The organism is Herbaspirillum sp. C7C8, assembly GCF_022627875.1.
In the GTDB taxonomy this organism is placed as follows: domain Bacteria; phylum Pseudomonadota; class Gammaproteobacteria; order Burkholderiales; family Burkholderiaceae_D; genus Herbaspirillum.
Genome location: NZ_JABXGG010000014.1, coordinates 100,813 through 122,123, shown reverse-complemented (window position 1 = coordinate 122,123; position 21,311 = coordinate 100,813). Strand labels below are relative to the sequence as shown.

General features: G+C 63.2%; 21 protein-coding genes and 1 pseudogene. 14 read left to right on the top strand and 8 right to left on the bottom strand.

All coding sequences use genetic code 11. The features are described from left to right. Window positions 1-83: 83 nt before the first annotated feature. Window positions 84-1,211, top strand: coding sequence for a mechanosensitive ion channel family protein (locus HWE01_RS16820; protein ID WP_008333987.1), 1,128 nt, complete (start codon window positions 84-86; stop codon window positions 1,209-1,211). 101 nt (window positions 1,212-1,312) lie between these two features. Here HWE01_RS16820 and HWE01_RS16815 read toward each other — a convergent pair whose 3' ends face one another. Further along, window positions 1,313-1,603 (bottom strand): DUF4148 domain-containing protein, encoded by a 291-nt coding sequence (locus HWE01_RS16815; RefSeq protein ID WP_008333988.1) that lies wholly within the window; start codon window positions 1,601-1,603, stop codon window positions 1,313-1,315. An 869-nt stretch (window positions 1,604-2,472) separates the two neighbouring features. Next, on the bottom strand, window positions 2,473-2,877 hold the full coding sequence (locus HWE01_RS16810) for a DUF4148 domain-containing protein (protein ID WP_008333989.1): 405 nt from the start codon (window positions 2,875-2,877) through the stop codon (window positions 2,473-2,475). Window positions 2,878-3,356: 479 nt separating this feature from the next. Between HWE01_RS16810 and HWE01_RS16805 the strand changes: the two genes are divergently transcribed. Then, entirely contained in the window at window positions 3,357-4,106 is a 750-nt protein-coding gene (locus tag HWE01_RS16805) for a glutamine amidotransferase (protein WP_241822369.1), read from the top strand. 305 nt (window positions 4,107-4,411) lie between these two features. Then, a complete protein-coding gene (locus HWE01_RS16800) occupies window positions 4,412-4,768 on the top strand; it encodes a hypothetical protein (RefSeq protein WP_241822368.1) in 357 nt (118 codons plus the stop codon). Between the two features lie 382 nt (window positions 4,769-5,150). Here the strand turns inward: HWE01_RS16800 and HWE01_RS16795 are convergent, their stop codons facing one another. Then, window positions 5,151-6,425 (bottom strand): MFS transporter, encoded by a 1,275-nt coding sequence (locus tag HWE01_RS16795; protein ID WP_241822367.1) that lies wholly within the window; start codon window positions 6,423-6,425, stop codon window positions 5,151-5,153. A gap of 138 nt (window positions 6,426-6,563) precedes the next feature. Between HWE01_RS16795 and HWE01_RS16790 the strand changes: the two genes are divergently transcribed. After that, window positions 6,564-7,463 carry a LysR family transcriptional regulator gene (locus HWE01_RS16790; protein WP_008334000.1) on the top strand — a complete coding sequence of 300 codons (900 nt, stop codon included), beginning with the start codon at window positions 6,564-6,566 and terminating at the stop codon, window positions 7,461-7,463. A gap of 21 nt (window positions 7,464-7,484) precedes the next feature. Here the strand turns inward: HWE01_RS16790 and HWE01_RS16785 are convergent, their stop codons facing one another. After that, window positions 7,485-7,949, bottom strand: coding sequence for a hypothetical protein (locus HWE01_RS16785; RefSeq protein WP_175344524.1), 465 nt, complete (start codon window positions 7,947-7,949; stop codon window positions 7,485-7,487). A gap of 491 nt (window positions 7,950-8,440) precedes the next feature. Between HWE01_RS16785 and HWE01_RS16780 the strand changes: the two genes are divergently transcribed. Genes HWE01_RS16780 through HWE01_RS16770 form a run of 3 tightly spaced genes read left to right on the top strand, consistent with a single transcriptional unit; the run spans window position 8,441 to window position 10,793 of the window. Next, the gene (locus HWE01_RS16780) at window positions 8,441-8,686 is read left to right on the top strand and encodes a FeoA family protein (RefSeq protein WP_008334004.1); all 246 of its coding nucleotides are present in this window, start codon (window positions 8,441-8,443) and stop codon (window positions 8,684-8,686) included. Continuing rightward, window positions 8,683-10,509 (top strand): ferrous iron transporter B, encoded by a 1,827-nt coding sequence (gene feoB / locus HWE01_RS16775; protein WP_034351729.1) that lies wholly within the window; start codon window positions 8,683-8,685, stop codon window positions 10,507-10,509. Before HWE01_RS16780 ends, feoB begins: the two co-directional genes overlap by 4 nt. Further along, the gene (locus HWE01_RS16770) at window positions 10,506-10,793 is read left to right on the top strand and encodes a DUF6587 family protein (RefSeq protein WP_008334008.1); all 288 of its coding nucleotides are present in this window, start codon (window positions 10,506-10,508) and stop codon (window positions 10,791-10,793) included. The genes feoB and HWE01_RS16770 overlap by 4 nt, the downstream gene beginning before the upstream one ends. A 25-nt stretch (window positions 10,794-10,818) precedes the next feature. On the opposite strand, the gene HWE01_RS16765 is transcribed toward HWE01_RS16770, so the two are convergent. Next, window positions 10,819-12,024, bottom strand: coding sequence for a threonine ammonia-lyase (locus HWE01_RS16765; protein ID WP_034351535.1), 1,206 nt, complete (start codon window positions 12,022-12,024; stop codon window positions 10,819-10,821). 361 nt (window positions 12,025-12,385) lie between these two features. On the opposite strand from HWE01_RS16765, the gene HWE01_RS16760 reads away from it, so the two are divergent. Beyond that, a complete protein-coding gene (locus HWE01_RS16760; protein WP_241822366.1) occupies window positions 12,386-12,742 on the top strand; it encodes a hypothetical protein in 357 nt (118 codons plus the stop codon). Between the two features lie 61 nt (window positions 12,743-12,803). Here the strand turns inward: HWE01_RS16760 and HWE01_RS16755 are convergent. Further along, window positions 12,804-12,947: pseudogene (locus HWE01_RS16755) on the bottom strand (PIN domain-containing protein); the annotation flags it as partial. A 79-nt stretch (window positions 12,948-13,026) separates the two neighbouring features. Between HWE01_RS16755 and HWE01_RS16750 the strand changes: the two are divergent. The 6 genes from HWE01_RS16750 (at window position 13,027) to HWE01_RS16725 (ending at window position 19,680) form a co-directional block, all read left to right on the top strand. Next, window positions 13,027-13,599, top strand: coding sequence for a methylated-DNA--[protein]-cysteine S-methyltransferase (locus HWE01_RS16750; RefSeq protein ID WP_008334014.1), 573 nt, complete (start codon window positions 13,027-13,029; stop codon window positions 13,597-13,599). A 541-nt stretch (window positions 13,600-14,140) separates the two neighbouring features. Then, window positions 14,141-15,988 (top strand): potassium transporter Kup, encoded by a 1,848-nt coding sequence (locus HWE01_RS16745; protein WP_008334015.1) that lies wholly within the window; start codon window positions 14,141-14,143, stop codon window positions 15,986-15,988. Between the two features lie 180 nt (window positions 15,989-16,168). Further along, window positions 16,169-17,107: an arginase gene (gene rocF / locus HWE01_RS16740; protein WP_241822365.1), complete on the top strand. Its 939-nt coding sequence runs from the start codon at window positions 16,169-16,171 to the stop codon at window positions 17,105-17,107. Window positions 17,108-17,279: 172 nt separating this feature from the next. Then, window positions 17,280-18,059, top strand: a complete 780-nt coding sequence (locus HWE01_RS16735) for a basic amino acid ABC transporter substrate-binding protein (RefSeq protein ID WP_008334022.1) — start codon at window positions 17,280-17,282, stop codon at window positions 18,057-18,059. A gap of 140 nt (window positions 18,060-18,199) precedes the next feature. After that, a complete protein-coding gene (locus HWE01_RS16730; RefSeq protein ID WP_008334024.1) occupies window positions 18,200-18,952 on the top strand; it encodes an amino acid ABC transporter permease in 753 nt (250 codons plus the stop codon). Window positions 18,953-18,957: 5 nt separating this feature from the next. Continuing rightward, window positions 18,958-19,680 carry an amino acid ABC transporter ATP-binding protein gene (locus HWE01_RS16725; RefSeq protein ID WP_008334027.1) on the top strand — a complete coding sequence of 241 codons (723 nt, stop codon included), beginning with the start codon at window positions 18,958-18,960 and terminating at the stop codon, window positions 19,678-19,680. 50 nt (window positions 19,681-19,730) lie between these two features. Here HWE01_RS16725 and HWE01_RS16720 read toward each other — a convergent pair whose 3' ends face one another. Beyond that, window positions 19,731-20,576: a DMT family transporter gene (locus HWE01_RS16720; RefSeq protein ID WP_241822364.1), complete on the bottom strand. Its 846-nt coding sequence runs from the start codon at window positions 20,574-20,576 to the stop codon at window positions 19,731-19,733. After that, on the bottom strand, window positions 20,573-21,256 hold the full coding sequence (gene trmB, locus HWE01_RS16715; protein ID WP_241822363.1) for a tRNA (guanine(46)-N(7))-methyltransferase TrmB: 684 nt from the start codon (window positions 21,254-21,256) through the stop codon (window positions 20,573-20,575). The genes HWE01_RS16720 and trmB overlap by 4 nt, the downstream gene beginning before the upstream one ends. Window positions 21,257-21,311: the final 55 nt, after the last annotated feature.

Sequence of the window (21,311 nt, the reverse complement as noted above, 5' to 3'; positions counted from 1 at the left end):
AACAAATTCCCTCATCCCTGTTCGAACCGGAAAAAGCGCTGCGCGCGTATCACTTCAACAACACTCTGGATGGAAGGGAACGGATGAACCTGGATCTTGATTTTCTGTACAACATGAACGAGGGGCCGCTGCGCTCCGGGCTGATCGTCCTCGGGGCGGCACTGGTGGCGGTCGTGGTGGCCATTGTCCTGCACCGCATGGGCATTGCGCTGGTGCAACGCCTGGCGCGCGGGCGGCCCTTCACCACGACGGCGACCACCGTCACCTTCAATGCCAGCCGGGCCTGCGTCATCCTCTTCATGCTGCGCCTGGTCCTGGCCGGCGCGCCGGACAACACGCCGGGCCTCACGCGCATCTCCTATCTCACCTCGATTGCATTCATCCTGGCGCTGACCTGGTTCTTCATGCGTTGCGTGAAGTCGGTCAGCCTGACCGTGATCAATCTCAATCCCTATGATGTGGCCGACAACCTCAAGGCGCGCCGCATCCTGACCCAGACCCGCGTGCTCTCGCGCAGCGCCTACTTCATCATCGCCCTCTTCGGCCTGGCTTTCGTCCTGCTGACCTTGCCCGGTGCACGGCAGTTCGGCGCCAGCCTGCTGGCCTCGGCGGGGGTGGCCGGTATCGTCGCCGGTATTGCCGCCAAGCCGGTACTGGGCAACTTCTTTGCGGGTTTGCAGATCGCGTTCTCGCAACCGATCCGCATCGATGACGTGCTGATCGTCAAGGGGGAATGGGGCCGCGTGGAAGAGATCACCGGGACCTTCGTCGTGGTCAGGATCTGGGACGAGCGACGCATGATCGTGCCGCTGCAATGGTTCATCGAGAATCCCTTCGAGAACTGGACCCACACCTCCTCCACCATCCTCGGTACGGTCTTCCTGTGGCTCGATTTCGCGGTGCCGACGGCCGCCATCCGTGCCGAGTTCGAGCGGGTCTGCCAGACCCTGCCGCTATGGGACAAGCGCGTCTGCGTGATGCACGTCACCGATACCAGCGAACGCAACATGCAGGTCCGCCTGCTGGTCTCGGCCAAGGATTCGGGGGCGGCCTTCGACCTGCGCTGCCAGATCCGCGAACACATGCTCGGCTTCATTGCCAACCACTATCCCGAGGCCCTGCCCCGCCTGCGCGCGGAGGTGTCGCCGCGCAACCGGCCGGAGGCGCTCGATACCATCATCGATGGTGCGCCCGGCGAAAAAAGTCCCTGAACGAAATGAAGCGGGCCGCACTTGCGTGCGGCCCGCCTGGAGCCAACTCTGGCGCACCGGCTGGTCCGGAGCGCCTTTTTTTCGGCCGCAAGGCAAGCGCCTTACTGGTTCGAGATGGCCAGTTCGCCATTGGCACGGGCTTGTGCCAGCTCGGCGCGGACTTCGTCACGGGTCCGGCTGGAGGCCACTGCCTTGACGTCCTGGTCGCGATCGCTCACCAGCAGCTGGCCAGCCGCACGGGCTTGCTGCAATTCGGCCACGACATCGGCGCGGGTCTTGGTGGAGACGAAGGTGGTGTCGGCAGGATACGGAGCTTCGGCCTTGGCAGCGCCCATGGCGGTGCTCAGCAGCAGGGTGGCAAACAGGGTGCGGGTGATGTTCTTGGTGTTCATGGTGGTTTCCTTTTTCGTGAGAGAGGATGCGCACGTCAATCCGTTCCGGGGTGGTGGATCAGTCATCGCGTGCTGTCATCTTGGTACCCAGTGTAGAGAGTCACGGCACGGAGAAAAAGACGAAAAACCGGAATTCATTGTTCCGTAAAACACTAACAATTCCGGGGCGGTGCAGGTGGCGCCTGCAAGTCCTCCTTGAGGGAGGAAGAAACGCCTGCATTCCCTCTGGCCGTTCGCAGAGAAAACTTAGAAATGGAAGTTGAGGTTTCTAAAGAAGCCGATCAGTAAAAACTTAGAGAAATGCAAACAGAGCTTGCGCCGAAGCGGCCGGTACAATGAAGGTTGGTGCTTCAGGGATTGCTGATTGGTGGATGATTCAGTCATTGTGTGCCCTCATCTTGGAGTCGAGTGCAGGGATGACGGGTGCGGGGATGAAGATGCGAGATCGGAATTCATCATTCCGGAATGCCGAGCAAGATGCAGATAAAAAACTTATAAACGGCGTCCCATGAAACTTATAAATGTAAAATGCGAAATCTAAGTTTATTGAATCGACAAAATTCGCTGAATATTGCTCTTCTACAGAGGAGAAATGTCTCGCGGCAAGGCGAGGTAGATCGTCCAAAAAACTTAGAAAATGGGAAGGTGAGGACGAGCCAGATTTGACGTTGCAAAATCGGGTCCCTGTGGCGGCGCGCCAGCATGTCGGGCGCAGAAAAGGTCAGGCGGACCTCACTACCGGCGACCGAGGGGAGAGAACGTCGCTTTCATGAGGCCCGCCTGGGGAGAAACTGTCGCACCGGCTTCCCCGGTGCGTTTGCTGCGGCCCCGACCGGACGCGTGTGCCGGTCAGGACGGGGTCTTGCCAGTTACAGCGAAGGCGCCTGGCTGTTGCTGATGGCGCTGCCGTCACGACGGGCCTGTTGCAGCTCCTGTTGCACCTGGGCGCGGGTGAGGGTCGAGTGGAAGGGCTTTTCCACCGGATACTGTTCGCTCACCAGCAGTTCGCCATCGGCGCGGGCCTGCTTCAGTTCGGCGCGCACATCGGCGCGGGTCTTGGTGGAAACGAAAGGCTTTTCCACCGGATACTGGTCGCTGACCAGCGTGTCGCCGTTGGCGCGGGCCTGTTGCAGGTCGGCGATCACTTCGGCGCGGGTCTTGGTCGAGACGATGGGGCTTTCGGGCGGATACGGGGCCTCGGCCATGGCGGCGCCAACGGCGGAGGTGAGCAGCAGACCGGCAAACAGATTCCTGGCAATGTTCTTGGTGTTCATGATCGTTCCTTTGTGGGTGAGAGGATGAGCACTGCAACCTGTGACTACCCTTGTGGTTCAGTCGTTGTGTGCTGTCATCGTGGAACCCAGTTTAAGGATCCAGGCCACCGAGAAAAAGCCGACAAAGCGGAATACATCATTCCAGATACGCGAACAATCAGTTTTTTCGACTCTGTGCTGCTTGTTTTGCACTGCATCTGCACATGGGATTTTGGCAATAAACTACATTTTTTCACTTTCGATATATCGCTCAAGCCATTGATATAAAAGGACTTGTGCGAAATTATCTTCATATCGGTTATTTACCCACCCGGCTTTCTTTTGCGCCGCCGCAAAGATTTTTCTATCCGGCTCATAGAGAATACCAATGACTTGTTCAACTATTTTGAGCAAGTTTTTCAGGCAGTCGCTGTATACGATACGATATAGCGATGCGCGACCCCCGCGTCATTTCCTTCACCTTTCACAGGACCCGCCCGATGAAGACCGTCCTCGCCCTGCGTCATGTCGCCACCGAAGATCTGGGCCAGCTGGCACCGCTTTTGAGGGCCAACGATTATCAGATCCGTTATTTCGATGTCGGGGTCGATGCCTTCGTCGATGTCTCTCCGCTGGATGCAGATCTGGTCATTGTGCTGGGGGGGCCGGTGGCGGTGTATGACAGCCAGTCCTACCCCTGGCTGCGCGCCGAAGTGGCGTGGTTGCGGGCACGGTTGTTGGAGGACCTGCCCACGCTGGGCATCTGCCTGGGGGCGCAGTTGATGGCGGCGGCGCTGCATGCGCGCGTCTACCCCGGCAGCTGCGGCAAGGAGATCGGCTGGTCCAGCCTGCGCGCCGGCGAGCATCTGGCCGACACGCCCTGGCTGCAGGAACTGGTGGAGCAGCAGACCCCGGTGCTGCACTGGCACGGCGACACCTTCGATCTGCCCCCGGGCGCGCGTCATCTGGCCTCTTCGGCGCAGTATCCCAACCAGGCTTTTGCCTGGGGCCGACATGGACTGGCACTGCAGTTTCATCCCGAGGTGGATATGCGCACGGTGGAGCACTGGCTGGTCAGCCATGCCCATGAGATTGCCCATACTCGCAACCTCAGTCTGGCCACCTTGCGCGCTGATGCGCAGCGTCATGGCCGCCAGTTCGAGCGGGCGGTACGACGCTTCTGGCAGGGCTGGCTGGACAGCCTGCCTGCACCGTCCTCGTACCAGGACGGGCGGCGCAGGCGTGCCTGAGCGACAGTTCCCGCTTGTTACGATTGTTTGCATCGCTCACCAACACTTGCACTTTCCGGCGAACCTGTGCGCACGGGCCGCGTTCAGACCTCAGGCATGACGCAAACAAGGAGTGGTCAGAAAACCGCTCATCCATTTGCGGCATCCGGGAGCCCGAGAAAGAGAGCTTGTCCGACATAGCGCAACAGCAGCATTGCCTATAGTGGAGGACACGGATCACCGATCCAGCACCCCGCCATCGCTGCGGGTTGCCGCCATGACTGAAGCCTCGGGCTTTTCGATAAACACAACGCAAGGAGGTAAGCATGAAGACTCGTCACATCCTGATCTCGTCCCTGTTCATGGCCCTGGCCGGTAGCGCCATGGCGCAAAATGCGCCGACCAGCGGCAATGCCATGGGGGCCGCACCGGCCGCGCCCATGAGTGCGGCGTCCGGCACTGCGTCGGCGGTGCCGTCCAATGACCCCTTCGTGCAGAAGCGCCAGGCTGACGCCGACGCCAAGGCCCAGTACAAGGCGCAGAAAAAGGCCGCCAAGGAAGAGTACAAGGCCGACAAGAAGGCTGCCAAGGCCCAGCTGAAGCAGGAAAAGAGGGAGTCCACCGCCCAGCGCAACGAAGCCCTGGCGGCATCGCCTGCGACCAAGACGGACAAGACTCACTAGGGCCTGTTCACATTCAATCTGTGAGATGCGTTGCCCCCAGAAGGCGTGGTGGCAAGGCGCGCGTCAGGGCTGGTGGTGGTGCCACCAGCCCTGACGTGCAACGCGGCCAGCGCGCCTTCTGGGGGCAACCCTCCGGGAGAGGCCGCCAAGCGTCGCCTGCCGTTGTTGCAGCTCCTTGCCGTGGCACCACCACGGCGCGTCGCTGCGCCTAGGCAGACAACGCTTGGCGACCTCTCGCACTCACAGATTGAATGTGAACAGGCCCTAAGCTGACAGCCTGATTCTTGAGGATTATCCCCGGCTGCGGTCGGGGATTTTTTTGTCTGCGCGTGTGAGCGTGTGCCCGGAGAAATTGGCCCGCGTGGTGTTCGCGCAGCGCACTTCAGTTCCGTCCCTGCCGCCACAAGCGCCGCGCCAGCCAGGCCGCCGTCACCACCTGCAGCAACATGAAGGCGGCGACCGCATTCCAGCCGGAGTGCTCCCAGAACCAGCCCCCCGCCGAACCAAGCACGCTGCCGCCCAGGTAGTAGGACAGCAGGTAGAGCGAGGCTGCGTGACCGCGGCCGGTGCTGGCCATGCGTCCGACCCAGCTGCTGGCGGCCGAATGCGTGGTGAAGAAGCCAATGGTCAGCAGGACGATGCCCACAATCACCACGGACAGTGAGGCCGTGCAGGTCAGGAACAGGCCCGCGCAGGAGGTGGCGATGCCGGCTGCCACCAGCGGTGCGCGACCATAGCGGTCGGCCAGTGCGCCGGCCCACGAGGAGGACACGATGCCGAACAGATAGGCACTGAAGATCAGCCCGGTGAGGGTGGCCGAGAGCGAGAACGGTGGGCTCATCAGCCGAAAGCCCGCGTAGTTGTACGAGGTGGCGAAGATGCCCATGTTCAGCGCGGCAATGCCGAAGGTCAGCGGCAATCGCGCATGGCGCAGATGACGTTGCCACAGGGCGACATGATCGCGCAGTCGCATCGACCCATTGCGCACGAAGTTGCGCGAGGCCGGCAGCATCAGTACGAAAGCGAGGGCCAGCGCCAGGTCCAGCGCACCGATGGCGAGCATCGCATGACGCCAGCCGATGTGCTCGGAGAGCATGCTCATCGCCACCCGCCCCGCCATGCCGCCGAAGGCATTGCCACCCACGTAGAGGCCCATCGCATAACCCAGTCCCCCCGCATCGATCTCTTCGGCCAGATAGGCCATGGCCACTGCCGGTACACCGCCCAGCGCAAAGCCTTCGGCCGCACGTGCGGCCAGGATCAGTTCCCAGGTCGGCGCCACCCCGGCCAGCAGATTGCAGCAGGCGGCCGTAGCCAGCGAGGCGAACATGAGCTCCTTGCGGCCATAACGCTCCGAGACCATGCCCGCCAACAGGATCGCCAGCGCCAGAAAACCGGTCGACAGGGACAGCGCCAGCGAGGCGCTGGCCGCGCCGATGCGGAATTCGCGCGCGAAGGCCGGCAGCAGCGGTTGCACGCAATACAGCAGCGAGAAAGTGGCAAAGCCGGAACAGAACAGCGCCAGCACGATGTTGCGATACGCCGCCGAGCCACGCACGGCACCACGCGGCGGGGAAGCGGCAGGCTTGGCGGCGGAACCGGCCGGGCGCACACCGGCAGTGCTGCCGGCGGTGGTGGAATCGGAAAGGGACTGCATGGCATTGCGCGCGCAGGAGGTGGGGCCGGCGCACGGGGTGGGTTGTGGAGTGATGCAGTCTGGAATAAATCGGCTATATTGTCCAATATATGGGATCTACCCTAGCCATCTATCAAACAGATATCACAAGGCTCAGACATGGAACTCCGACACCTCCGCTACTTCCTGGCCGTGGCCGAACAGCGCAGTTTCACCCGCGCTGCCGAGAAGGTCGGCATCGGCCAGCCGCCCTTGTCGATGCAGATCAAGGATCTGGAAGCCGAGATCGGGGGCGCCCTCTTTCTGCGCACTTCGCATGGGGTGGAGCTCTCCGAGGTGGGCCGCGTGTTCCTGCCGCATGCCCAGAAGGCCATGGACGACGCCGAGCAGGCGCTGCGCGCGGCCCGGCAGGCGGCCAGTGGTGAAGCGGGTTTGCTGCGCATGGGTTTCACTTCCTCGGCGGTGTTTCATCCCGTGGTCTCGCACGCGCTGCAGCAGTTCCGTGAGCGCCACCGCAAGCTGGAGATCTCGTTGAGCGAGGGCATCACCGAACAGTTGCTGGCCGATATCGCCGCCTCCCAACTGGATGCGGCCTTCGTGCGCATCGTCACCGCACCGTCGGACGAGCTGGGGGTGGTGGAGCTGCCGGCAGAAAAACTGAAGGTGGCGCTGCCGCGCTCGCATCCGCTGGCGCGGCGCAAGTCGCTGCATCTGCAGGACCTGGCAGGGGAGAACTTCATCATGGTGCCGCGTGGCAAGGGATCGGCGCTCTATGACAACATCTTCAGCGCCTGTCAGGCCGCCGGATTTGATCCCCAGGTGATCCAGCTGGCGCCGCAACTGACCTCGGTCATCAATCTGGTGGCCGCCGGACTGGGCATTTCCATCGTGCCCGAGGCCATTGAACAGGTGCAGCTGGCGCAGGTGCGCTACATCGATATCCGCGCGCCGGCACCGCGCGCGCAACTGTCGCTGGCGTATCACCGCCAGTCGATTGCCGCCTCACGCTTTGCGGCGCACTTGCAGCGTTCGCTCAAGCGCGCAACCCATGACAAATGAAGTGAAGGAAAAGGAACGGCCCTAGTTGGACTTGAAGCGCCCCAGCACCGAGTTGGCCTGTCGCAGGAAGGCGCGCGGATGGACTTCCACCAGCCGTTCCAGCGCGGGCAGCATGCGCTCCAGGGCGATGGTCAGCGCAATGTCGCTGATCTCCTCACCCCACAGCACCTTCTGCACAAAGGCCGCCGGGCCGATCTCGCCGATGAGGCTCATGCTCATCTGGCGCTCCAGGGTGTCGGTGCGCGGGCCGAAGGTTTCATCGAAGATGCGTAGGATGGCCGCTTCCAGTTCCGCCGACTGCGCCTGCCGTTCGGCCTCGGCGTCCTGGTCGGTGACGTGACGGTTCTCCGGGGGGATGGGCGCGGGACGCTGGCTGTTCTCGATGAGCGCGCTGGCTTCCCCTGCCATGCGGCTCAGTTGCTGTACGTGCAGCGTCAGTGCGCTGATTTCGGCCAGCAACGCCCGCAGCGGCATCGGCTGCGGCATGTCGGATCCGGCGGGCCCTGCTGGATGTGGAATCATCGTGTTGTCGTCAGCCAGGCGCTCAGGCCCGGTCCTGTGCATGCTGCTTGAATCAATCGCCCCGGCATGACCACCCCCGCGCGGCCCCGCCGGCTCCCGTTCATCCGGCCTGCGCAGCCGGTATGGCGTTTCTCTGTGGAAACACATGAAAGTATAGTGCGCTGCAAAAATTTACGCATGGAAATTTCAGAGGGACTCGGCGAAGAAGCAACAGGAGCGCCGTAATGATTGTTCAGATGATAATAGAAAATCACAGAGTTGCGTTTTTTCATTGTCTGTCATTTAACACCCCGGTGAGAATTGCACTGCATGGGCTGCGGCATATCGTCGCAGCAAGGTCGCAGGCCCTTGGGACGGGGCTTGCAGGGCGTTGGCGGGTCAGGGGCCGTCAGCCGTTCATCAGGTTCAGGCAATATAATGAGAATCGTTCCTGAAATCCGATCAGAAGAAAAATCATGCGTCTTACTGAACTTGCCAAGGGGGTCGGCGCCGTCGTCGACCAGGTGACTGACCAGCATGCCGCCGATGCGGTGGCCGCGCGCCTGCGCGATCTCGGCTTCGTGCGCGGTGAACCGGTGCGGGTGGTGGCCAGCGCGCCCTTTGGAGGCGACCCCATCGTGGTCCAGATCGGTTCGACGCGCTTCGCCCTGCGCCGTGCTGAAGCCGAACGCGTCACGCTGGCCACGGGAGCGGCGGCATGAGCGGCGGCGCACTCAATATTGCCCTGGTCGGCAATCCCAATTGCGGCAAGACCGCCCTCTTCAACCAGCTGACCGGCGCGCGCCAGAAGGTGGCCAACTATGCCGGCGTGACGGTGGAGCGCAAATCCGGGGTCTTCACGGCGCCATCCGGACGGCAAGTGCGGGTGGTCGACCTGCCGGGCGCCTACAGCCTGCAATCGGTCAGCCCCGACGAACGCGTGACGCAGGCCGTGCTGGCCGGTCGCTACCCCGGTGAGGCGGTGCCTGACCTGATCGTCTGTGTGGCCGATGCCACCAACCTGCGCCTGCACCTGCGCTTCGTGCTGGAAGTGCGACGCCTGGGGCGGCCCATGGTGCTGGCGCTGAACATGATGGACGCCGCCGCGCGGCGTGGCATGCGCATCGACGTGGGCGCGCTGTCGCAGCGACTGGGCATGCCGGTCATCGAGACCATCGCCGTGCAGCGCGGCGGTACCCGCGCGCTGGTCGCGGCCATCGATGCGCGGGCGCCGGTCCCCTCCCCGACCACGCAGCAACCCGATGACCTGCACGTCGAAGTACGCGCCCTGCTGGCCGATACCGTGGTGATGCCGGCCCCGACCGACCGCCGTGATGACGCGATCGATCGCATCGCGCTGCATCCGGTCTTTGGCGTGTTGTTGCTGGCGCTGACCATGTTCCTGGTGTTCCAGGCGGTCTATGCCATCGGCAAGCCCATGACCGACGCCATCGCCGACGGCTTCGGCACGCTGGGTGAGATGGTCGGTGCATGGCTGCCGGAGGGCCCCCTGCGCGGTCTGGTGACCGATGGCCTGCTGGCCGGGCTGGGTACGGTGCTGGGCTTCCTGCCGCAGATCCTGGTGCTGTTCTTCTTCATCCTGCTGCTGGAGGAATCGGGCTACCTGCCACGGGCGGCCTTCGTGCTGGACAAGCTGATGGTCTCGGTGGGGCTGTCGGGACGTTCCTTCATTCCCTTGCTCTCCAGCTTCGCCTGTGCCATTCCCGGCATCATGGGCGCGCGCAGCATCACCGATCCGCGTGACCGGCTTGCCACCATCCTGGTCGCCCCGCTGATGACCTGTTCGGCGCGCCTGCCGGTGTATGCCCTGCTGATCGGCGCTTTCATTCCGCATCGCCCGGTGCTGGGCATCTTCAACCTGCAGGGGCTGGCGCTGTTCTGCCTGTATGTGGCGGGGATTGCGGCCGCCATGCTGGTGGCCTGGGTGGCCAAGCGCATTGGCCGCTCGCGCCAGGAGCGCGCGCTGTTGATGGAGCTGCCCTCCTATCGCCTGCCCAACGCCCGTGACATCGCGCTGGGCCTGTGGGAGCGCGGCGCCATCTTCCTCAAGCGCCTCACAGGCGTGATGCTGGCACTGACCGTGCTGATGTGGGCCATCTGTACCTTCCCCTCGGCACCCGAGGGCGCGACCCGCGCGGCCATCGATTATTCCCTTGCCGGTTATATCGGTCACAGCCTGCAAGCGATCTTCGCTCCGCTGGGCTTCAACTGGCAGATCAGCCTGTCGCTGATTCCGGCCTTTGCCGCCCGTGAGACTGCCGTGGCCACGCTGGCCACCGTCTATGCGGTCGGCGGCGAGGAAGGTGCGGCCCTGCAGAGCGCGCTGGCTGCGCATATCTCGCTGGCCAGTGCCCTGTCGCTGATGGTGTGGTTCGCCTTCGCGCCGCAGTGCATGTCGACCCTGGCCATCATCCGCCGCGAGACGCAGTCCTGGCGTCTGGTGGCGCTGTCCTTCGGCTACATGTTCGTGCTGGCCTATGCGGCCTCTTTCCTGACCTACAACGTGACGAGGTGGCTGGCGTGAATCACACCCTGTGGTGGCAATATGCGGTCATTGCCGCGCTGGTGACGGCCAGCGCACTCTACATGCTGCGCAAGCTGGCGCCCTCGGTGAGCTGGCGCTGGCAGGCGCGCCTGGCCAGCTGGCTGTTGCGACGTCGGTCGGGCATGTGGCAGGCGCTGGGCCGGCGCTGGTTGCCGCCGGCCAAGGCGGGCGGCTGTGGCGGAGGCGCCTGTGACGGCTGTGGCGACAGCAGCGAGGCGCTGCCACCGCTGGAACAGAAAATCCAGTTTCATCGCCGCCGCTGACGTCGCACGGCGGCGATGGTCCTGCTCAGTGCAATTCTTCGGCCTCGAAACCGGCGGCGCGCAAGGCTTGCAGCACCTGAGCCAGATGCGGTCGGCCGCGAGTCTGCAAGACCAGTTCGATATCCACGTTCTGCGCCGCCAACAGGGTGAAGGCGCGCTGGTGGTGCACTTCATCGATGTTGGCACCAGCCTCGGCCACGATGCCGGTGATGCGGGCCAGCGTACCGGGCACATCCCGTGAGCTGACCTTTACCCGCGCCAGGCGTCCGGCGCGCACCATGCCGCGTTCGATGATGGCCGTCAGCAACAGCGGGTCGATGTTGCCGCCCGACAGCACCAGCCCTACCCGCTTGCCGCGGAAGCGGTCCGGATAGCGCACCAGTGCGGCCAGGCCGGCGGCGCCCGCCCCTTCTACCAGCGTCTTTTCAATCTCCAGCAGCATCAGCACGGCTTGTTCGATATCGCCCTCGTCGACCAGCAGCAGCTCATCGGCTTCACGCGCGATGATGGCGCGGGTGAGCGTACCGGGCGTTCCTACCGCGATACCCTCGGCAATGGTGCTGGCGCCCACCGGGTGCTCGGTGCCCTTGACCGCGTTGACCATGGTCGGGAAGCGCCGCGTCTGCACGCCCACGATCTCGATGTCCGGCCTGATCGCCCGCGCGGCCACGGCCATGCCGGCCAGCAGGCCGCCACCGCCGATGGAGACCACCAGGCAATCCAGGTCCGGTACCGCCTTCATCATCTCCAGCGCCACCGTGCCCTGGCCGGCGATGATGGCCTCGTCGTCATAGGGATGGACGAAGGTCAGCCCTTCCTTCTCGGCCAGTTCGTAGGCATGGGTGCGGGCCGCTTCGAGAGTATCGCCATGCAGTACCACGTTGGCGCCGAAGCCGCGCGTACGTTCTATCTTCACGCCCGGCGTGAAGCGTGGCATGACAATGGTGGCCGGCAAGCCCAGCCGTTGGGCGTGATAGGCCACGCCCTGTGCATGGTTGCCGGCTGACATGGCCACTACCCCGCGCGCCCCGCCTTGGCTGGCGGCAACATCCACCATCTTGTTGCAGGCGCCGCGTTCCTTGAAGGAGGCGGTGAATTGCAGGTTCTCGAATTTGAGGAAGACCTGGGCGCCGACGATCTGGGACAGCGTGCGCGATTCCACGCAGGGTGTTTCCAGGATCTGGCCTTGCAGCCGGCGCGCGGCGGCTTCGATGTCGTTGAGCGTTGTCATGTTGAGATTGTAGAGCCAATGCACGGGTTTGTAGCAGTTCGATCAGGGATGGCGCAAGGATGGCGGTAAATCAAAGCCGAAGGCCCCGCCGCTTGCAGATTCGAAAAAGAAGCGGCCGATTTTTGCGCAGTCATTGATCGCCGGCCCCCGGAAAATTACCGTCCGAACAAAGCAAAATTTCTTTGCAAGTGGTCATTGAAGTCCGCCGCTGCGGCGACTAGAGTAAAGACTCGTCGCGCCGCCAGCTGCTTCTTCGAGCAGACGCCCGCCAGCCCGGTTGCGGCACCCGGAAGTGCCGTGTGCGGCCTTCCCTTCTACGCAGATCCGAACAGTCTCAGCAGTTCTCACCAAGGAGATACCCATGAGCATGGCCACCCGGCACCCGGATGCCCGATCGTCCCCGCCCCTGCCCTTCAGTCCTCTTGTCCCGCCGCGCGAACGGATGCGCTACCAGCAGCGCACCACCCCGCTGCTGTTGAAACTGGTCGAGCTGGACCCGCGTGAAGTGATCGACGGCGTCATGACCCCCCATGGTTACCTGACGGCCGACGTCACCCCGGTCGGCCCCATGCGCGAGGCTTGCCCGCATTGCGAGGGGGTGGCGCTGCAACTGGTGCTGCGGCATCACCATGTAAATCGCAGCCACCTGTTTTGCCGCGTATGCACGCGGGTGTATGACGCGCTCAACGAGAGCGGGTATTCGGTATTGACGATTTGATGCGGATCGGGACATCACGCGCAGGGCGCTGCTGAAAAGTGGCGCCCTGTTTTTTCGCCTGGATTTTGTAGGGAACGCGCACACCAGGCTCGTTCGCCGGAAAATCTTTGGTATTGCGGGATACCAACAGCAAGGAGTATTCCTGTGCCGACGCCCAGATGATGGCATCGGGCAAGCGGATACGACGTTGCTGCCGGATTTGCACTGTGTGTGTGGATTCCCTTGACCATCTTGCCTTCTTGCACAGTAGAATCAGCCCTCTCAATGCAACAAGAGAGATGCCAATGGAATACGCGTACAAGTTGATGGCCTCGCCGGCCGGTCTGCTCAAGCTGGTGGCCCGGGGCGATCATCTGGCGGCCATCCTGTGGGAAGACGACGACGCCCTGCGGGTGCGCCTGGGCGAGATGGTGGAGGATGAAGACCGCGCGGTCTTGATCGAGACCGAACATCAGCTGCGCCAATACTTTGCCGGTGAACGCGACAGCTTCGATATCCCGCTGCATTTCGAAGGCACCGAGTTCCAGCGCCAGGTGTGGTCGGCCCTGCTCGACATTCCTTATGGACAGACCCGCACCTATCTCGATATCGCGCGCCAGCTCGGCAACGAAAAGGCGGTGCGCGCCGTGGGCGCGGCCAATGGTCGCAATCCCATTTCCATCATCGCGCCCTGTCATCGCGTCATCGGCGCCGGTGGCGAACTGACCGGCTTTGCCGGTGGATTGCACGTCAAGAAACTGCTGCTGGCCATCGAGGGCATCTCCACCGAAGGCCGCGACATCGGCCAGGTCATCGATCCGCGTCGCAAAGCCCAGTCACGTAGGCGGGAAGATCCCAATCAGCTGTCGCTGCTGTAAAGTACAAATGATATAAACGATATAAATCATATAAATTATTGTTGCCTGGCCGCCTGCGCCTGCTTCCTCTCCATGTCGACATGGGCTTCGCGCTTAGAACCATCATGCTTGAAAATGATGGTTCTTTATTCTCCCGGGGTATATAGAGCGGGGATGAAAAACAATCCCCCGCTGCCCACCGAGTCAGCCGGGACCGGAGCCAGCATCGGAAACCCTTGTCCCGTGCCGGTTTGCGGCGATATGAAGGTTTTTGCGGCAGTGCAGTTCAGCAACCGCGTCCATGCGCTCCTGTCAAGTTTCTCGGGCTTTCCGAGAGGCTTGCACGCAACGTCAGGGTGAAGCCGACGGCATTTTGAGCCCACCACGGGCAGAGTGCGCTAAAGTACGCGTCCTGCCCGGACAGTGGTCAGCCCTCCGCGCCGAGGGTGGCATCCTCCCCAGGATCCCTGTCCGCCGGCACTCTATTTGAAGAAGCAAAGGGAGCAAGATGAGTTCATCTCACACCAATCCAGGCCTTTCCCTCCGGTCGTCCAAATTCCACATGATTACCCTGGCAGCGCTGGGCGTGGTGTTCGGCGATATCGGTACCAGCCCGCTGTATGCACTCAAGGAATGTTTCAGCCCCGACCACGGCATCGCCTTTTCACACGGCGCGGTGCTGGGCATCATCTCGATGCTGTTCTGGTCCATCTCCATCGTGGTGACCATCAAGTACGTGATGTTCGTGCTGCGCGCCGACAACAACGGCGAAGGCGGCGTGCTGGCGTTGATGGCCTTGTCGCTGCGCTCGGCCATATCGGGTTCGCCGCGCGCCAAGCTGCTGATGATGCTGGGCGTCTTCGGCGCCTGCATGTTCTACGGCGACGTGGTGATCACGCCGGCCATCTCGGTGCTGTCGGCGGTGGAAGGGCTGGAGATCGCCGCGCCGCAGACTGCCCATGCGGTCATTCCGTTGACGCTGCTCATCGTGGTGGTCCTGTTCCTGATCCAGCGGCATGGCACCAGCGTGGTGGGCCGCTTCTTCGGGCCGGTGATGTTCCTGTGGTTCTTCTCGCTGGCCTTGCTGGGCCTGTACAACATCATCAAGGCACCCCAGGTGCTGGTGGCGATCAACCCGTATTACGCCGTGCACTTCATGGCCGAGCACTCGCTGCAGGCCTTCATCGTGCTGGGGTCGGTGGTGCTGGTGCTGACCGGGGCCGAGGCGCTGTATGCCGACATGGGCCACTTCGGTATCAAGCCGATCCGCTATGCGTGGCTGTTTACGGTTATGCCTTCGCTGCTGATCAATTACTTCGGCCAGGGCGCCAACCTGATCGCCAATCCCAAGGCGCTGGCCAATCCCTTCTACCTGATGATCCCCGATCCGCTGGTGCTGCCCATGGTGCTGCTGGCCACCTGTGCCACGGTGATTGCCTCGCAGGCGGTGATTTCGGGCGCGTTCTCGCTGACCAGCCAGGCCATCCTGCTGGGCTTCGTGCCGCGCATGCGCATCCTGCACACCTCCGAGGACGAGCAGGGCCAGATCTACATCCCGCTCATCAACTGGATGTTGCTGGTGGTCGTGGTAGCCGTGGTGCTGGCCTTCAAGAAATCCGACAACCTGGCCGCTGCCTATGGCGTGGCCGTGACCACCACCATGGTGATCACTACCATGCTGCTGGGCGTGGTGATGCGTCATATCTGGAAGTGGCGTACTCCGGCCGTGGTGCTGGCCGTCGGCGGCCTGCTGGTGGTGGATCTGGCCTTCTTCTCGGCCAACCTGCTCAAGCTCACCGAGGGGGGCTGGTTCCCGCTGGTCATCGGCGGCGCGGCCTTCTTCCTGTTGATGACCTGGTACTCGGGCCGCATGTTGCTGCGCATGCGCATCAAGGATGACGGCATTCCGCTGGAGCCCTTCATCGAGGGTCTGCTGGCGCATCCGCCGCATCGGGTGGGCGGCACCGCCGTCTTCATGACCGGCAATATCGCCACCGTGCCGGTGGCGCTGCTGCACAACCTGAAGCACAACCGCATCCTGCATGAGCGGGTGTTCTTCCTGAAGATCAGCATCTGGGATGTGCCCTTCGTGGCCGACAGCGAGCGTCTGACCATGAAGGAGCTGGGCGGCGAGGTCTACCTGCTGCGCGCGGCCTTCGGTTTCAAGGAAGCGCCCGAAGTGCAGAAGGTCATGACGCTGACCGAACAGCAGTTCGGCCACCACTTCGACCTCATGGACACCTCCTTCTTCCTGGCGCGCGACACGGTGGTGCCCAGCAAGCTCCTGGGCATGTCACTGTGGCGCGAGCGTCTGTTTGCCTGGATGTACCAGAACGGCGCCAAACCGTCGGACTTCTTCCACATCCCGGCCAACCGGGTGGTGGAGCTGGGGACCAAGGTCGAGATCTGAGCAGGTGCGGGTTTGCTCAAAGGATGCCGTTCAGTGTGGTGCTGAACGGCATTTTTCTTGGTCGCGGAAAATGTCTCAGGAATTCATATGGCCGGGTAGTATCGAAGTGCCAGGGCCGCACCATGGCAGTATCGGTGCAGTATCGTTCACCATCAGCTTTAGGCAAGGAGCAGCAGGCACATGAACAAGATCAGGATGATGGGCGCCCCCACCGATGTGGGCGCCAGCCGTCGCGGCGCCTCGATGGGACCGGCGGCGCTGCGCGTGGCCGAATTGCAGCGCGGTCTGCAGCAGCACGGGCTGGAGGTCATCGATGGCGGCGACCTGGGCGGCCCGGCCAATCCGCAGCAGCCGCCGGTGCAGGGGCTGCGCCATCTGGAGCAGGTGGTGCAGTGGAACCGGACGGTCTTCGAGGCGGTATCGGCCAGCCTGGCGCAAGCCGAAGTGCCCTTGCTCATGGGCGGCGACCATGCCCTGGCGGTGGGCTCCATTGCCGCCGTGGCGCAGCACTGCCGCAGGCAGGGCAAGTCTCTGCGGGTGTTGTGGCTCGATGCCCATGCCGATGCCAATACCAGCGACTCCACCCCGACCGGCAATATCCACGGCATGCCGGTGGCCTGCCTGCTGGGCGTGGGGCCGGCGGCGCTGACCGGCCTGGGCGGCCAGACCCCGGCCTTGCAGCCGCAGCAGATCAGCCAGATCGGCATTCGCAGCGTGGACCGCGAAGAAAAGCGTCATCTGCGCGAGCTGGGCGTGCGCGTCTTCGACATGCGCCACATCGACGAGTACGGCATGCGCGCCACCATGCAGGCGGCGCTGGCCGACATCGGGCCCGATACCCACCTGCATGTCAGTTTCGATGTCGATTTCCTCGACGCCGCTCTGGCGCCCGGTGTGGGCACGGCCGTGCTGGGCGGGCCGACTTATCGCGAGGCGCAGCTTTGCATGGAGATGATCGCCGACACCGGTCGTCTGGCCTCGCTGGACGTGATGGAACTGAACCCGGCCTGCGACGTGCGCAACCAGACCGCCGAGGTGGTGGTGGATCTGGTCGAAAGCCTTTTCGGGAAATCCACCCTGATTCGACAAGACCTCTCATTGCCTGCAATTGGAGGTTGAAGGAAAGCCGGCAATGCCCGATCATTCAGGGTTTTGTAGCCGCCGGCGGGCGGGAACCAGGGCATGTTGCCCGCATTCCCGCACGCCGGGAAGCGCCCGCACACCGGGGCGGCAGCGAGCTGTGCACGCATCTTGCTCTCCCGGTTCATTCCTCCGTCAGAAAGAAGTCATCATGTCCCTCAAGAAATTGTTCACCCTGGCCGCCAGCGCGCTGGCCCTCTCCTGCGCTGCCGGCACCACCCTGGCCGCTGACCAGACCTATGTGGTCGGCGCCGGCGGCACCTACCGTCCCTTCGAGTTCGAAACCCCGAAGAAGGAACTGGTCGGTTTCGACATCGACCTGATCAAGGCCATCTCCAAGGCGTCCAACTTCAAGATCCAGCTGGTCAGCACACCCTGGGAAGGCATCTTCGCCACCCTCGGCCAGGGCGACCGCGACATCATCATCTCGGGCATTACCATCACCGACAAGCGCGCCCAGATCGTGGACTTCTCGCTGCCCTACTTCCCGGCCGAGCAGGTCATCATCACCAATGCCGATGCCAAGATCGGCTCGCTGGCCGACCTGAAGAAGACCCAGGTGGCCGTGGTCAATTCCACCGCCGGTGACATCGTGGTCTCCGACGAACTGGGCAAGTCCAGCACCGCCATCCACCGCTTCGACAATACCGTGCTGATGCTCGAAGAACTCTATCGCGGCGGTGTCGATGCTGCCGTGGGCGACGTGGGCGTGATCAAGTTCTACATCAAGAGCCACCCCGAGAAGAAGTTCAAGGTGGTCGGTGACACCAAGTTCGTGCGCCAGTACTTCGGCATCGCCGTCAAGAAGGGCAACACCGAACTGCTGGAGAAGATCAACGCCGGCTTGAAGCAGATCGTTGCCGATGGCACCTATGCCAAGATCTACAAGACCTGGTTCGACGGCGACGTGCCGACCCTGCCGCTGAAGTAAGCTCCCCCGGCGTACCGGCTTGCCCTGGCCGGGCGCCCCTCCGAGAGCGCCGCCCCGCACCATGGTGCGGGGTGTGCTGCCTGTCCTGCCGGTTTCATTTTTTCCGCTTTTCTCAACATCTCCGTTTGAACGGATTCATCATGCACTCCTTCTTCCAATGGGAAATCATCGGCGAATACGCACCGCTGTTCGTCGAAGGCACCTGGATGACCTTGAAGGCCGCGATCATCTGCGTCATTGCCGGCACCTGCTGGGGCCTGGTGCTGGGCGTGGGCCGCCTGGCCGAGGCGCGCCATGGTTTCTGGAAATATTTCCTGCGCTACTGCGTGCAGTGGCCGATTCGCTTCTATGTCAGCTTCCTGCGCGGCACGCCCCTGTTCGTGCAGATCCTGCTGATTCACTTCGCGCTCATGCCGATGCTGATCAACCCCAGTGGCGGCCTGATCCTCTCCGGTGACCTGGCGCGCGAGATCCGCTCGCACTATGGCGCCTTCACCTCGGCGGTGCTGGCCATCACGCTCAATTCGGGCGCCTATGTGTCGGAGATCTTCCGCGCCGGCATCCAGTCGATCGACCGTGGCCAGAGCGAAGCCTCGCGCTCCCTGGGCATGAGCTACCTCGGCACGCTGCGCCGCGTGGTGCTGCCGCAGGCCTTCCGCCGCATGCTGCCGCCGCTGGGCAACAATGCGATTGCCATCGTCAAGGATTCCTCGCTGGCCTCGGCCATCGGTCTGGCCGAACTGGCCTATGCTGCACGGACGGTCTCGGGCGCCTATGCGCGCTACTGGGAGCCGTACCTGACCATTTCGGTGATCTACTGGGTCATCACGCTGGCGCTGTCGGCGCTGGTGCGCCATCTGGAAGCGCGTTACGGCAAGGGAGATGCACGATGAGCACGATGATCAAGGTCAACCAACTGCAAAAGAGTTTCGGTCAGGCGCACATCCTGCGCGGCATCGACTGCGAGATCCGCGCGCGCGAGGTGGTGTGCGTGATCGGGCCGTCGGGCTCGGGCAAGAGCACCTTCCTGCGCTGCCTCAACGGCCTGGAGGAAGTCAGTGATGGCGACATCTTCATCGAAGGCGTCAAGCTCAATGATCCCAAGGTCAACCTCAATGCCTTGCGCGCCGAACTGGGCATGGTGTTCCAGCGCTTCAACCTGTTTCCGCACATGACGGTGCTGGAGAACCTGATCATGGCACCCATGCAGGTCAAGAAGCTCTCCCGCCGCGAAGCCGTGCTGGTGGCCGAGAAGCTGTTGCAGAAGGTGGGCCTGCTGGAGAAGATCGATGCCTTCCCCAACCAGCTCTCCGGCGGCCAGCAGCAGCGTGTGGCCATTGCCCGCGCGCTGGCGATGGAACCCAAGGTGATGCTGTTCGATGAACCGACCTCCGCCCTGGACCCGGAACTGGTGGGCGAGGTGCTGAGCGTCATGAAGCAGCTGGCCGAGGAAGGCATGACCATGGTCGTGGTTACCCACGAGATGGGCTTTGCCCGCGAAGTGTCGGACCGGGTCTTCTTCATCGACCAGGGCGTCATCATGGAAGAGGGGCCGCCGCAGCAGGTGCTGGGTGAACCGATTCATGAACGTACGCGCGATTTCTTGCGCAAGGTGCTGTAAGCCTCAGTGAAAAAGTGAAAACGCCGGGACGGATCCCGGCGTTTTTGATTTCAGTGATGCGCGCCCAGCACGATGGCGCCCGCCGCAATCACCAGGCAGGACAGCACGCGCCGCAGCGTCAGTCTTTCTCCCATGAAGAGCGTGCCGATCAGGAGCGCAAACAGCACCGAGGTCTCGCGCAGTGCCGAGACCATGCCCATGGGCGCCAGTGTCACGGCCCAGATCACGATGCCATAGGCCAGCAGCGACATCACGCCACCTGCCAGTCCGATCCAGGTGTCCTTGTGCGACAGTACCACCGGCGAGCGGCCGTGCTTGTACTGGTAGAGCAGCGCCAGCGGGATGCTGTCGCCCACGAACAGCCAGCCTGCATAGGCGATGGCATCGCCCGCCAGCCGCGCGCCAATGCCATCGGTGATGGTATAGGCCGCGATGAAGGCCCCGGTGGCCAGCGCCGCCAGCGGGGCGGACAGGTGTTCGCGCTGGCGCATGGCGCGCAGGTTGGCCAGGCTGACGATGCCCACCGAGACCAGCGCAATGCCGATGACCGTGTAGAGCCCCAGCTGCTCGCCCGCGAACAGGGCTGCGCCCAGCGCCACCAGCAAGGGCGAGGAGCCGCGTGCAATCGGATAGGACTGGCCGAAGTCGCCGATGCGGTAGGCACGGATCAGAAACAGGTTGTAGCCGGTGTGCAGCAGGCCCGAGAGAATGATGTAGAACCAGCTGTCGGCCTGTGGCAGAGGACGCCACAGCACCAGCGGCACCGCACCCAGACCGGCGCCCAGCGTCATGAGCGAGAGCGAGGCCAGGCGGTCGTGGCTGCTTTTGAGCAGGGCGTTCCAGGAGGCGTGCAGCAGGGCAGCCGCCAGGACCAGGGCGATGACGGCCAGGTTCATGCGGCCAATCCGGCATCCAGATCGGCCACGCAACGCCACAGCGCATGACCTGAGGCCAGGTACTTGCGCTCGAAGGGCGTGATGGGGTGCTCGGGGCACCAGGCTTCGGTCTGGAAAGTGCCGCCAGTCAGGTGGTTCAGGGCCGATGTGAATTCTTCGACATAGATTTGCCAGTTGCTGCGGCATTCCAGCCGTCCGCCCAGCGCCACGATGAAGGGAAACACCGGATGACCCTGCCAGCGCCGGGCCAGGTGGCCGATCTTGGGCCAGGGATTGGGGTAGAGCAGATAGTGCTGCGCCGGACGCAGACCGGCCTGATGCGCCAGGCGCCAGTAATCGACCAGATCGGCGCGTACGAAGCAGAGGTTGGTCGGCTGCGGACCATCCCAGTGGGTATTGCGCGCCAGGCGGTTGGCCGACTGATCGATGCCGATGACGAAATGGTCCGGATGGCGCATGGCCAGGTGCAGCGTCGACAAGCCCACTCCACAGCCGGTATCGAGGATCAGCGGCGCCTCGCCCGCCGCACGCCAAGCGGCCAGGCTGGCATCAAAGGCGCGCAGGTTGTAGTCGGTGACGGGTTTGCGGAAGGGGTGGGCCGGATCGGCGTGGCGCGCCACCAGGGTGGCCAGTTGCTCGTGCACGCCGGTCTGGGCGCTGCGGATGGGGGATGAATTCACGACAAGGTGCGGTAGGCGGCAAAACGCCATTTTAATGGACACCGCCACCCCGTCG